General features: G+C 64.7%; 13 protein-coding genes. All 13 read left to right on the top strand.

What is annotated here, in order from left to right; translation table 11 throughout:
* Window positions 1-42: 42 nt before the first annotated feature.
* The 13 genes from fliF to fliQ all read left to right on the top strand — a co-directional run bounded on the left by fliF (window position 43) and on the right by fliQ (window position 11,962).
* A complete protein-coding gene (fliF, locus tag AB4Z37_RS04140; protein WP_441515418.1) occupies window positions 43-1,671 on the top strand; it encodes a flagellar basal-body MS-ring/collar protein FliF in 1,629 nt (542 codons plus the stop codon).
* On the top strand, window positions 1,668-2,303 hold the full coding sequence (locus AB4Z37_RS04135) for a hypothetical protein (RefSeq protein WP_441515417.1): 636 nt from the start codon (window positions 1,668-1,670) through the stop codon (window positions 2,301-2,303). Before fliF ends, AB4Z37_RS04135 begins: the two co-directional genes overlap by 4 nt.
* A gap of 1 nt (window position 2,304) precedes the next feature.
* Window positions 2,305-3,606, top strand: coding sequence for a MotB family protein (locus AB4Z37_RS04130; RefSeq protein WP_441515416.1), 1,302 nt, complete (start codon window positions 2,305-2,307; stop codon window positions 3,604-3,606).
* Window positions 3,603-4,790, top strand: coding sequence for a chemotaxis protein (locus AB4Z37_RS04125; RefSeq protein WP_441515415.1), 1,188 nt, complete (start codon window positions 3,603-3,605; stop codon window positions 4,788-4,790). The genes AB4Z37_RS04130 and AB4Z37_RS04125 overlap by 4 nt, the downstream gene beginning before the upstream one ends.
* Window positions 4,787-6,001, top strand: a complete 1,215-nt coding sequence (locus tag AB4Z37_RS04120) for a flagellar hook-length control protein FliK (protein ID WP_441515414.1) — start codon at window positions 4,787-4,789, stop codon at window positions 5,999-6,001. Before AB4Z37_RS04125 ends, AB4Z37_RS04120 begins: the two co-directional genes overlap by 4 nt.
* Window positions 5,919-6,524: a transglycosylase SLT domain-containing protein gene (locus tag AB4Z37_RS04115; protein WP_441515413.1), complete on the top strand. Its 606-nt coding sequence runs from the start codon at window positions 5,919-5,921 to the stop codon at window positions 6,522-6,524. Before AB4Z37_RS04120 ends, AB4Z37_RS04115 begins: the two co-directional genes overlap by 83 nt.
* Before the next feature lie 79 nt (window positions 6,525-6,603).
* Window positions 6,604-7,839, top strand: a complete 1,236-nt coding sequence (locus tag AB4Z37_RS04110; RefSeq protein ID WP_441515412.1) for a flagellar hook protein FlgE — start codon at window positions 6,604-6,606, stop codon at window positions 7,837-7,839.
* Between the two features lie 34 nt (window positions 7,840-7,873).
* A complete protein-coding gene (gene flgK, locus AB4Z37_RS04105; RefSeq protein WP_441515411.1) occupies window positions 7,874-9,346 on the top strand; it encodes a flagellar hook-associated protein FlgK in 1,473 nt (490 codons plus the stop codon).
* A 4-nt stretch (window positions 9,347-9,350) separates the two neighbouring features.
* Window positions 9,351-10,394, top strand: coding sequence for a flagellar hook-associated family protein (locus AB4Z37_RS04100; RefSeq protein ID WP_441515410.1), 1,044 nt, complete (start codon window positions 9,351-9,353; stop codon window positions 10,392-10,394).
* A 37-nt stretch (window positions 10,395-10,431) separates the two neighbouring features.
* Window positions 10,432-10,779, top strand: coding sequence for a flagellar biosynthesis regulator FlaF (gene flaF / locus AB4Z37_RS04095; protein WP_441515409.1), 348 nt, complete (start codon window positions 10,432-10,434; stop codon window positions 10,777-10,779).
* Window positions 10,780-10,787: 8 nt separating this feature from the next.
* Window positions 10,788-11,228 (top strand): flagellar biosynthesis repressor FlbT, encoded by a 441-nt coding sequence (flbT, locus tag AB4Z37_RS04090; RefSeq protein WP_441515767.1) that lies wholly within the window; start codon window positions 10,788-10,790, stop codon window positions 11,226-11,228.
* A 17-nt stretch (window positions 11,229-11,245) separates the two neighbouring features.
* Entirely contained in the window at window positions 11,246-11,656 is a 411-nt protein-coding gene (gene flgD / locus AB4Z37_RS04085; RefSeq protein WP_441515408.1) for a flagellar hook assembly protein FlgD, read from the top strand.
* Between the two features lie 39 nt (window positions 11,657-11,695).
* Window positions 11,696-11,962, top strand: a complete 267-nt coding sequence (gene fliQ / locus AB4Z37_RS04080; protein ID WP_441515407.1) for a flagellar biosynthesis protein FliQ — start codon at window positions 11,696-11,698, stop codon at window positions 11,960-11,962.
* Window positions 11,963-11,996: the final 34 nt, after the last annotated feature.

Here is an 11,996-nt window from a genome sequence, read left to right as displayed (position 1 = left end):
TTCGCGGTCGAGAATCGATTCGCAAGCATTGCAGGGGACTTGATGTTTAATCGTGGACATGCGCAGCGGCTCTGGAACAATCTCCTCGAGCTCGGGCCCCGGCGTCTCACCGTGCTTGCCCTGGTCGGCCTTGCGGTCTTTCTCGGCGTGGGCGGCGGCGCCTATTATCTCAGCCGGCCGGAATTCGAGGTGCTGTACACCGGGCTTTCGCGTGAGGACGTGTCCCGTGTCGGCGCGGCGCTGCGCGACGCCGGTGTCGCGTTCGACGTCAATGCCGCCGGCGATACCGTGCTGGTGCGGCCGGGCCAGACCGCCCTGGCGCGCACCCTGCTGGCGGAGAAGGGGCTGCCGAACAGCAGCAGCGGCGGCTATGAGCTGTTCGACAAGATCGGCTCCCTCGGCCTGACGTCGTTCATGCAGGAGGTGACGCGGGTGCGGGCGCTCGAGGGCGAGATCGCGCGCACCATCCAGGTGCTCAAGGGCGTCAAGGCGGCGCGCGTGCACATCGTCATGCCGGCGCGCGGCTCGTTCCGGCGCGAGCAGCAGCCCCCGACGGCCTCTGTCGTCATCCGCTCGGACGGCGCTGCCGATGCCCGCACCGCGCGCTCGGTGCGCCATCTCGTCGCAGCTGCGGTCCCCGGCATGACGGCCGACAAGGTGACGGTGCTCGACAGCGACGGCGCTTTGCTGGCGTCGGACGACGAGGGCACGGCGCCGACCAGCATGGCCAATCTGCAGCGCGTGGTCAGCCGGCTGATCCAAGAGAACGTCAGCAAGGCACTGTCGCCCTATCTCGGACTCGACAACTTCGAGGTCAGCGTCGCCGCCCAGCTCAGCACCGACAAGCGGCAGACCAATGAGACGGTTTATGATCCGGAGTCGCGGGTGCAGCGCTCGGTGCGCTCGGTCCGCGAAAAAGAAGCATCGCAGAGCCTCGACCGCCAGACGCCGACCACGGTGCAGCAGAACCTGCCCGACCAGCAGGTCAACGCCAATGGCGGCAAGAATTCCAACGACGAGAAACAGCGTAAAGAGGACGTCACCAACTACGAGGTGTCGTCGAAGACGACGACGACCGTCAGCGACGGCTATGTCGTCAACAAGCTGTTCCTCGCTGTGCTGGTCAACCGGCCGCGGCTGATGGCCAGCCTCGGCGATAAAGCCAGCGATACGGCGGTCGAGGCGAAAGTCGCCGAGATCGGCCAGCTTGCGGCAACCGCGGCGGGGCTCGACCGCCAGCGGGGCGACCAGATCCAGGTCTCGGCAGTCGAATTCATGGAAGGCGCGCGCGACTTCGCCCCAGTTCCGGCGATCACTTTCACCGAGGTGCTGATGCGCCAGTCGGGCAGCTTCGTCAGCGCGGGGGCCATCGTCGCCGTTGCTGCGATGCTGATCTGGTTCGGCCTGCGGCCCGCAATCAACACCATCCTCGATTCCCGGTCCGCGGACGTCGCCGAGGTCGAGATGGAGGAGGGGAGCAGCGCCCTGCTGGCGGGCGAGGGCAGCGCGCTGGCGGCGCTGGCGCAGGAGGACACGCCTAACCTGGTGCAGGACATCTCCAGGAAGGTTCAGTACGCGCCGCAGAAACGCCTCGAGCAGATCATTCAGCTGGATGAGAAGCAGGCAGCGGCGATTCTCAAGCAATGGATCCGGCAGGAGGAGCCGACATGAGTTCGGAAAAGGTCGCACGCCTGCTGGTCAACTTTGATCCGCCGGAACCACCGAAGGCGCGCAGCCGGGTCGTTCCGTTCGATCATGCGCAGCATATCGCGGCCAAGGTGCAGCCCAAGCCGGAGGTGGCGTCGAACGAGGACGAGGCCTATCAGCGCGGCAAGTCCGAAGGCTATGCCGCGGCCCTGGCCGAAAGCGAGCAGAAGCTCGCCGACGAGAAGGCCCGGCTGAGCGCGGAGCTTGCCGCGGAGCGGCAGAGCCTGATCGACGAGGCTGCCGCGGCGATCGCCCGTGGCCTTGCTGATGCCAGCGCGCAGCTCGAGACCCAAATTGCCGGGGTAACGGCGCGCATCCTCGCGCCGTTCATCGCGGGCGAAGCGCAGAAGCAGGCGGTCGCTGCGTTTGTCGAGCATCTGTCATCCATGGTGTCGGATGTCCGCCATCCGCTGCTGCGGATCACGGGTCCTGTCGCCCTGCTGGACGTCGTGCGCAGCAAACTCACCGCGCGCTCGATTGTCGCGGACCTGCGCGTCGGTTCATCCGCTGAGGTGTCCGTCATTGTCGATCAGGTGGTCCTCGAAACCCAGATCACGCGCTGGGCCGAGCACTTGAAGCTTGCGGTGCCGGCCTGACATGTCTGACCAGGAGCGACCAGAGCTGATCATCGTCCGGCGTCGGACCAGCCTCGAAGCTGCCGAGAGCCACAACAGCGTCTGGAAAATCGCCTACGCCGACTTCATGACGGCCATGATGGCGTTCTTCCTGGTGATGTGGCTGATCAGCGCGACGAACCAGGAGACGCGCGAAAGCGTTGCCAGTTATTTCAACCCCATCAAGCTCGCGGACTCCACGCCCGACCGCAAGGGGATCAACGATGCCCGGCGCGTCGATCCCGGCAAGGCGGTGGAGGACGACAGCCTGCGGCCGAAGCCTGAGCCCGGCCAATCCACGCAGCAAATGCAGCGCCCGCAGGCGCCACAGCCGCGGCTCGGTGAAACGGCGCTGTTTCGCGATCCCTATGCGGCGCTGACGGAGATCGCCGGTACGCCGCCGCGCAACGTCGAAGCCGGGATTGCGCCCGATGCGGCCCGCAAGGAGGGCTGGAAGGGCGGTGAGGCGTTCCGCGATCCGTTTGACCCGACGTCCTGGCCGACCGCGCCCGCGACGCCATCGGATGCCAGGGGACCCGGCAGCAGGCAACCCGGCGGCCTCCTCGCCGATGACGACGCGCCGGAGCCCGGCGAAGCAAAGATGGCGCGTGCATCGACCGACAAGCGCGACGCGGCCGCCGAGGCTGCATCCGAGTCCGATCCGGTGAAGGGGGCGGCCGCGGCGCGCGACAAGCAGGATACCGCAAAAGCTGTGGGACTGTTCGCCGATGATGATTCCCGAAGCAGTCCGGCGGCCAATCGTGCGTCGAGCCCACCGGCCGACAAGACCGCCGCCGCTCCCCAAAATGACAAGAAGTCAGCGTCGAGCGAGGCTAGCAGGCTGCAGGCCGCGATCTCCGCAGCATTGGCTCCCCTCGGCGCGGTGCGCCCTGTCACCGAGGTGAGGGCGAGCGATGAGGGCCTGCTCATCAGCCTCACCGACGACGTCAATTACGGCATGTTCGCCAACGGTTCGGCGGAGCCGACGCCCGGCCTCGTCCGGGCGCTCGACAAGATCACGCCCCTCATCGCCCAGACCAAGGGACAGATCATTGTGCGTGGCCACACCGACAACCGTCCCTATCGCTCGGCGGATTACGACAATTGGCGCCTGTCGACCGCGCGAGCGCACATGGCGCACTACATGCTGCTTCGCGGCGGGCTGGACACCCGGCGCATCGAGCACATCGAGGGCTTCGCCGACCGCCGGCCAAAGAATCCCAATGATCCGTCGGCGGCGGAAAACCGGCGGATCGACCTGCTGATCCGCGCCCCGCAGCCATGATGCGTGCCGGCCCCATCGCGGTTGCCCTGTTCGCCCTACTCGGCACCGCTCGGGCGGAGCAGGCCGAGGCGCCGGTGCGCGAGCCTTATCAGCTCCTGCGCAAGCTTCATGCGCTGCAGGATGAAATCGCGCGCGGCAGCATGGAGGCGCACAATGCGCAGTCCGCCGTGCTCAAGCAACTGGGCGAAGACTTCGTCAACGCCGATCCGGTGGTCTGGAAGAATCCGAAGAATGCCCGCGCCGCCGTGACCTATCTGCTCAGCGGCGGGTCGCCGGAGGTCGTCGGCAAGCTGCGGGCGCATGGCGAACTGGCCATCGATGCGGCAATTCTGGATGGCGCCATCGCCTATATCGAAGGCCGCCCGGACGAGGCCCGGGCACGGCTCGGCGGGATCAAGCCTCGCGACCTGCCCGTCTCGATCGCCGCCGAGGTTGCGCTGGTGCAATCGGCACTGGCTGCGCAAGATGACGCAAAAGCCGCGATCGACCGGCTTGACGAGGCGCGCCTGCTGATGCCGGGAACGCTGATTGAAGAGGCGGCGCTGCGTCGGGAGATTTTTGTCGCCGGACAGGCCGATGATTTCGATCGCTTCGAGGCGCTGTCGCTGCGCTACCTGCGGCGCTTCAGGTCGTCGATCTATTCGGAGAATTTCCGCCAGCGCCTCGGGCGCGCCGTCGCCCGGTTCAGCTTCGCGCAGCAACCGCAGCGCTTTCCCCGCCTCGTCGCCCTGCTCGATCAACTCGACGGGGCCGACCGGCCCTCCCTGTACCTGAGGATCGCGCGCACTGCGCTGGTGAACGGCAAGGTCGAGATGGCCGATCTCGCAGCGGAGCGGGCCATGACATTGACGGACGAGGGCAGCGCCGGGCGTGAACGCGGGCGCTTCTATCGCGCCGCGGCACGCGTTGTCACGCATGCTCATGAGGAAGCGCTGCTGGATCTGCAGGCCGTCGAGGCGGCGCGGCTGCCCGAACGGGACGTGGAGCTGCTGCGGGCTGTGCTGGCCGTTGGCCGCAACGTCCGCAAGGTCCGCCCTGTCGTGACGGCGCAGCAGGATGCGCCGAGTGAGAGCCAGCCATCGATGGGGCCGCGAATCGACTTCAGTCCATCGCGGGCCACCATCAACCGGGCGCAGGCGCTTCTCAACGAATCGCAACGCCAACTGAAGCAGCAGGAGCGATGACCAGCACCGATCCCCTGATGGCGATGCTCCGCCAGCTCGCCCACGCCAAGACAGCGCCCCGCGGCAGCGCCCAGGCCTCCACGATTGCCAAGGACCCTAAGGACCCGAAAGCCAGGGTCGAGGACGGTAGGGGTCGTGCCGATCAATTCCGCGAGCAGCTGCGCGCGTTCGCACAGGTCCCAAAAAAAGAGGTCGTACGGCCGGAGGGGCATGCTGACGCCGAGCTGGCGCAGGCTGCCGAGCCGCTTCAGGAGCAGGCTACGGTCCGCCCGCGCGAGCGTTCCCGCCAGGCGGCGGCCGAACCCTCTCCTCATCGCGTGGCGGGCGAGGCAAAGCCGTCGCTGCCCGAATGGCGTCTCCCAGAGGCCGCGCTCAGTGCGGTGATGTCGCGTCTCGACCACGCCGAAGCGTTCGATCTCCCCGATGATGGCGATGCGGCCCGCGCGGCACCGTCTCCGGCTCATGGCGAGCGCCGCGCGGAGTTGCTGGCGCACGCCGAGTCGGCGAAGTCGACGAAGACCGAGGCAACCTCGACGCAGGGCTTTGCGTCGTCGCTCAGTGCGGCCGAGACGCGCGCGACGCCGATCGTCAAGGTCGCGGTGCGCGAACAGGAGACCCATTTCCAGCCGATCGCGCAGCCGACACTGCTGCAGAAGATCGTCGACCGGATCGCGCCGGATATGGCCGCCGCGCCCGCATCTGCCGCCAGCGGTGCGTCCGACCCCGCGCAAGCGCTCGCCATGCCGCATCGGGGGCCCGATGCGCCGATTCGCATGCTGACGCTGCAGCTCGATCCGCCCGACCTCGGCACCGTGACCGTGCGGATGCGTCTGACCGGCGATGCGGTCGAAGTGAAGCTGTCCGCCGAGCGGCAGGACACCACGCAGCTGCTGCGCGCCGAACGCGGCGCACTGGTGGATGCGATGCAGTCGGCCGGCTACACCTTCGAGATCGCCGCGATCGATCACAGCCACGCCGGGCAGATGGATCCAGGCGCTGGCCAATCGCAGGCGCAGACGAACCAAAATCATTCGCAGCAGCCGCAAGGCGGATCGCAATTCAGCGGCGGAACGCCGGAGCGCCAGCCCAATGATGCGCAGGGTGGAACGCGGCACAACAGGCACGGGCATGATCAGGCTGTCGAACCAACCAAGCAACGTCAGGACGAAGATGCGGTGGCTCGTCGCAGCGGTGACGGTGTCTATCTGTAGCGCAGCGACGACGGCACAGGCCGACGGTCCGTGCGAACGCGAAATGGTGCGGGCGGCCCGCGTGCAGAACGTGCCGCTGGGTGTGCTCTATGCCGTCGGCCTGAGCGAGACCGGGCGCAAGGGCGTATTGCATCCCTACGCGCTCAACATCGACGGTCGCACCGTGAGGGCCGCCGATCTCCGCGAGGCCGTGGCGCAATTCCGCGACGCCAAGAGCAAGGGCGCCAAACTGGTGGATCTCGGTTGCATGCAGGTCAACCATCTCTACCACGGCACGCAGTTTGCGAGCGTCGAAGCGATGTTCGATCCGGTCCAGAACGTCAATTATGCCGCGCGATTCCTCAAGGAGTTGCGCGCCCGAGAAGGCAGCTGGACCATGGCGGTCGCGCGCTACAATGCAGGGCCGAACAACACTATCGGGCAACGTCGCTATGTCTGCAGCGTGATCGGAAATCTGGTGACGAGCGGTTTCGGTTCGTGGACGAGCGAAGCGCGTGCGTTCTGTGGTGCGCGTGCGACCTGAGCTCGTCAGATGGTTGCGGAGTCAGGCTCACACAAGCCAACGCACCTCTAATGAAACCAAATCAGAATGGAGATAAACGATGAGTCTGTATGGTGTGATGCGCACTGGTGGCTCTGGGATGACCGCGCAGTCCAACAAGCTGTCGACAGTGGCCGACAACATCGCCAACGTAAACACCACGGGCTACAAGCGCGCCTCGACCGAATTCTCCTCGCTCATCCTCAAGAGCGGCTCCGGCTCCTACAATTCCGGCGGTGTGGAGACGCAGGTCCGTTATGCCATCTCTGATTCGGGCCCGCTGCAGTACACGACCTCGGCGACCGACCTGGCGATCCAGGGCAATGGGTTTTTCGTCGTTTCCAATACCGCGGGCACACCGTTCCTGACGCGTGCCGGTTCGTTCGTGCCGGACGGCAAGGGCAACCTGGTCAATGCCGCCGGCTTCTATCTGATGGGCTATGACCTCAAGAACGGCCCGCCCAACGTCGTCGCCAACGGCCTCTCCGGCCTCAGCGTCGTCAACATCGCGCAGACCGCGCTGCAGGGCAATCCGTCGACGCAGGGCACGGTGAACGCCAACCTCGATGCCAACGCGGCCATCACGGCGGGCGTGCCAAATTATACATCGAAGACCTCGGTCGTCACCTATGACAACATTGGCAACAAGGTGACGCTCGACGTCTACATGAGCAAGACCGCCGCCAACGCCTGGGATGTAAAAGTGTATGACACCGCTACGTCGACGGCCGGCGGCTTCCCTTACTCGAGCGGGCCTCTTGCGACCAATACCTTTACCTTCGATGTCAGCGCCGCAGGCAAGGGCAAGCTGGCTGCCGGTAGTCCCACCTCGCTCGCACTGACGGTGCCCGGTGGTTCGCCGCTGACGCTCGATTTCTCCACCATGACCCAGGTCGCCGCCGGATTCGCGTTCAAGGCATCGGTGGACGGCAATGCGCCGAGCTCCATCGACAAGGTCGAGGTCGATACCTCCGGCACCATGTACGCGATCTACAGCGACGGCACGCGGCTCGCGCGCTACCACATCCCGCTCGCCACCGTGCCCAGCCCGGACAATCTCGTGCCGGAAGCCGGCAACGTCTACTCGGTTGGAATCAACTCCGGCAACGTGCAGGTCGATTTCGCCGGGCACAGTGGCCTCGGTACGTTCAAGTCGGAGGCACTCGAGCAGTCCAACGTCGACCTCGCCAGCGAACTCACGGCGATGATCGAGTCGCAACGTGGTTACACCGCCAATTCCAAGGTGTTCCAGACCGGTGCCGACCTGCTCGATGTCCTCGTCAACCTGAAGCGCTGAACGGCGTCAGCTTATCATCGAGCCGGGGCATCTCATGTCACTTACGGTCGCACTCAATTCAGCTCGTACGTCGCTCATGACGGCCGGCACGCAGGCGTCGGTCGTGTCGCGCAATATCGGGGGCGCTCAGCAGGATGGCTACTCGCGCAAGAACGTGCTGGTGGCGACCCTGCCCGGAAACGGCGTCTATGTCGCCGGCATCCAGCGCGCCACCAGTACGGGGCTGTTCTACAATGTGCTGAAATCGGCCTCCGCCTCGGCCAAGCAGGACGCGCTGTACAATGGTCTGCAGAAGATCGCCGCGACAACGGTCGACGATCCGCAGCAAGATCAGTCGCCGGCGGCGCAGCTCGCCAAGCTGAAGAGCGCGCTGCAGCAATACGCTACTGCGCCGGACAACACAACAATGGCGCAAGCGGCGGTGACGGCGGCCAAGGGCGTCGCGGCTTCGCTCAACAATGCGACCAAGACCGTCCAGTCGGTGCGAGCTGACGCCGATGCCGATATGGCGACGTCGGTCTCGACCATCAACCAACTGCTCGGGCAGTTCGAGACGGTGAACACATCGATCGTCAAGGGCACGATCAGCGGCAGCGATATCACGGACTATCTCGACCAGCGCGACAGCATCCTGTCGAAACTGTCGCAGGAGGTCGGCATCACCGTCGCCACCCGCGCCAACAACGACACGGTGATTTATACCGATTCCGGCGTCACATTGTTCGAGACAAGCGCCCGTTCCGTGAGCTTCAACCGCACAAATGCCTTCACGTCGGGCACCGCGGGGAATGCGGTCTACATCGATGGCGTGCCGGTGACCGGCGCGTCTGCGGTGATGCCGATCCACGGTGGCAATCTCGCGGGGCTGTCGTCGCTGCGCGACGATACGACGGTGACCTACCAGAAGCAGCTCGACGAGGTGGCGCGCGGGCTGGTCGAGACGTTCGCAGAGAGCGATCAGAGCGGCGCGGGACTGCCGGATGTCCCTGGCCTCTTCACCTATCCGGGGGCGCCGGCGATTCCGCCGTCGGGCGTGATCTCCCCCGGGCTCGCCGGCACGATATTCGTCAATCCGTCGGTCGACCAGGGCGCGGGCGGCAACCCGAACCTGGTTCGCGACGGCGCCATCTCGGGCAACCCGGCCTATCGCTACAACACCACCGGCGCCGCCGGGTTCTCGGCGCGGCTGCAGCAGATGGTGGACCGTATGGCGACCAATCGCCCGTTCGACCCGGCGGCGCTGGCGAAACCGAATGCCAATCTGGTGGATTTCGCCGGGTCATCGGTGAGCTGGCTGGAGGCCACGCGCAAGAATACCAGCGATGAGGCTAAGTACAGCCAGACGCTGCTCGAGCGAAGCGCGGAAGCGCTTTCGAACGTCAGCGGCGTCAACATGGACGACGAAATGTCATTCATGCTGCAGATCGAACGGACGTTTTCAGCTTCGTCGAAGCTGATCTCCACGGTCGATGCGATGCTGAAAGATCTTCTTGCGACGGTGAGGTAACGCGATGGCGACCACGTTCATTTCCACGAATTCGATCTCGACAACCCTACGCCTTGCCACCATGAAGAGCCAGGCCGCGCTGTCCAAGGCGACGCAGGAGGCGACCAACGGCCGCTTCGCGGATATCGGGCTCGATCTCGGTGCTCTGACCGGCCGTGACGTCACGCTGCGGGCCGAACTGCAGGACGCCGACAAGATGGTGGACACCAACGCGCTGGTGGCCGGGCGCCTCGATGTGGCCCAGCACCGGATCGGCGACCTCATCAACACGGCCCAGGCCTTCCAGAAGGATCTCCTGGCGGCTCGCAATTCGGCGAATGGTGGCAACATCATCGTCCAGTCGGCGACGGCCAATCTCGGCAGCCTGATCTCGACGTTAAACGTCACCATGGATGGCCAGTATCTGTTCGGCGGCATCAATACCGGGAACCAGCCGGTGGCGAACTATGCCGCCGGCTCGGCCAGCAAGAACGCCGTCGATGCGGCGTTCCTGGCCAATTTTGGTGTTGCCCAGAACTCGCCGGCGGTCTCCGGCATCAGTGCCTCCGCGATGCAGAACTTCCTGGACACTACGTTCAAGGCGCAGTTTGCCGATCCGGCCTGGGGTACCAACTGGTCGACGGCGTCAGACCAGGTGATGCGCAGCCGCATCTCGACCACGGAAACCATCAACTCCTCGGTGAGTGCCAATCAACCTGCGTTCCGCAAGCTGGCCATGGCCTATACGATGCTGAGCGACCTCGGAACGCAAAATCTCAACCAGGCGGCGTTCCAGACAGTCATCGACACGGCGACGAAGGTCGTCGGTGAGGCCATCAACGATCTCGCCGGCGTCGGCGCCACGGTCGGAACGGCGCAGGAGCAGACCACCAACGCCACCGACCGTCTCAAGGTGCAGGTCGACCTCCTCACCAAGCAGGTGACGGCAATGGAACAGGTCGACCCGGCGGAAGCATCTGTCCGCGTCACCAGCCTGCGCAACCAGGTCGAGATGTCACTGGCGCTGACGACCCGGATCCAGAAGCTCAGCATTCTGAATTACCTCTGATCGGGGACTCGTCGATCAGTAGCCGGCTGCACATGACATGACATTATCCAGTTACGATGCGGTGATCGAGGACGGTGGCCAGGAAGCACGCGGTCGCGAGCGTGAGGCCCTGAACCACGGGATCAACCTGTTGCGGCAATTGCAGAGCGGACAGCTTGCGCCGCCCGAGGATACGGAAGCCCTGCTGTTCGTTCGCCGGTTGTGGACGTTCTTCGTGCAGGATCTCTCCAGTGAGCGCAATGGACTGTCGGAGAAGCTGCGCGCCGATCTCATCTCCATCGGCCTATGGGTCATCAAGGAGGCGGATCGGGTTCGGCAGGAAAAATCCACCGACGTCGCCGAGTTGCTGGGAATTAACATCATCATCCGAGACGCGTTGGCATGAAGAAACCGATGTGCATCTCGCTGCGCAGCGGCGAGAAGATCTATGTGAATGGCGCAGTGTTGCGGGTCGACCGCAAGGTAACCCTCGAACTGGTCAATGACGTAACTTTCCTGCTGGAAAACCAGGTCATGCAGGTGGCCGACGCGACGACGCCTCTGCGCCAGCTGTACTTCGTGGTCCAGCTCATGCTGATGAATCCGCAGGATGTCGCGGATGCCAAGGCAGTTTACTGGGAGCAGCACAATGCGCTTCGCCAGGCCTCCGGGAACGCGGATATCATCGGGGGGCTGGCTGTGATCGGCGAACTGGTCGAGGCGAGGCGCTACTATGATGCCCTGCGGAAGATACGTTCTCTGTTCGAGGTCGAGCAGATGATTCTCGCCGGGAAGGACGCGCCGCAGATCCAGCCAGCCGAGTTGGCCGGCGAACTGCCCGCTGAAATCGCCTGAACGGCGTGGAGAACGACATGAACGTCAATAGCGTGACCAACGCCAAATCCGCAGCGAGCAAGGATGGCGGATCCGCGTCGCCGCCGACCACGGTAAACTACAATCAGTTTCTGCAACTGCTGATCGCGCAGATGAAGAACCAGGATCCGACAAACCCGACTGACATGACGCAGTACATGAGCCAGTTCGCTCAGCTGTCGTCGGTCGAGCAGGCGGTCCAGACCAACACCAAACTCGACTCGCTGCTGTCATCCAGTGCGCTGTCGCAGGCGGAAGGCCTGATCGGCCGTACTGCGACGTTCACCAGCTCCGACGGTCAGAAGACCGTCGGCAAGATCAATTCGGTGCGCATTATCCAGGGCGGTGCCGTGGCGAGCCTGGACAATGGCGTCGAGGTGCAGCTCGGACCGGGCATCACCATCAGTTAGCAATCAGATGACAACATTCGTACCTGTTTTCGGCAGGCCATGAACGAACGCGATGCTCTCGATATCGTCCAGCAGGCGATCTGGACTGTCATCGTTGCTTCGGGGCCCGCAGTTGGCGCCGCGATGCTCGTCGGCGTTGCCATCGCGTTGCTACAGGCGTTGACCCAGGTCCAGGAGATGACCTTGACCTTCATTCCCAAGATCGTGGTCATGCTGATCGTGGCCGCGGTCTCCGGATCGTTCATGGGGGCGCACATCTACGCCTTCACCGAGCTGCTCTACTCGCGGATCGAGCACGGCTTCTAACGCCGGATATGGCTGCCGCTACCTTCGCACAAGC

The sequence above is a fragment of the Bradyrhizobium sp. 2TAF24 genome (assembly GCF_052115025.1).
Lineage (GTDB): Bacteria > Pseudomonadota > Alphaproteobacteria > Rhizobiales > Xanthobacteraceae > Bradyrhizobium_A.
Note: the sequence above shows the minus strand (reverse complement) of the source record. Positions and strands in the feature narration are given on the sequence as shown.

Bases quoted from the DNA above. Each gene is read 5' to 3' on its own strand.
- fliF (WP_441515418.1), top strand. From the start codon at position 43: ATGTTTAATCGTGGACATGCGCAGCGGCTCTGGAACAATCTCCTCGAG.
- AB4Z37_RS04135 (WP_441515417.1), top strand. From the start codon at position 1,668: ATGAGTTCGGAAAAGGTCGCACGCCTGCTGGTCAACTTTGATCCGCCG.
- AB4Z37_RS04130 (WP_441515416.1), top strand. From the start codon at position 2,305: ATGTCTGACCAGGAGCGACCAGAGCTGATCATCGTCCGGCGTCGGACC.
- AB4Z37_RS04125 (WP_441515415.1), top strand. From the start codon at position 3,603: ATGATGCGTGCCGGCCCCATCGCGGTTGCCCTGTTCGCCCTACTCGGC.
- AB4Z37_RS04120 (WP_441515414.1), top strand. From the start codon at position 4,787: ATGACCAGCACCGATCCCCTGATGGCGATGCTCCGCCAGCTCGCCCAC.
- AB4Z37_RS04115 (WP_441515413.1), top strand. From the start codon at position 5,919: ATGATCAGGCTGTCGAACCAACCAAGCAACGTCAGGACGAAGATGCGG.
- AB4Z37_RS04110 (WP_441515412.1), top strand. From the start codon at position 6,604: ATGAGTCTGTATGGTGTGATGCGCACTGGTGGCTCTGGGATGACCGCG.
- flgK (WP_441515411.1), top strand. From the start codon at position 7,874: ATGTCACTTACGGTCGCACTCAATTCAGCTCGTACGTCGCTCATGACG.
- AB4Z37_RS04100 (WP_441515410.1), top strand. From the start codon at position 9,351: ATGGCGACCACGTTCATTTCCACGAATTCGATCTCGACAACCCTACGC.
- flaF (WP_441515409.1), top strand. From the start codon at position 10,432: ATGACATTATCCAGTTACGATGCGGTGATCGAGGACGGTGGCCAGGAA.
- flbT (WP_441515767.1), top strand. From the start codon at position 10,788: ATGTGCATCTCGCTGCGCAGCGGCGAGAAGATCTATGTGAATGGCGCA.
- flgD (WP_441515408.1), top strand. From the start codon at position 11,246: ATGAACGTCAATAGCGTGACCAACGCCAAATCCGCAGCGAGCAAGGAT.
- fliQ (WP_441515407.1), top strand. From the start codon at position 11,696: ATGAACGAACGCGATGCTCTCGATATCGTCCAGCAGGCGATCTGGACT.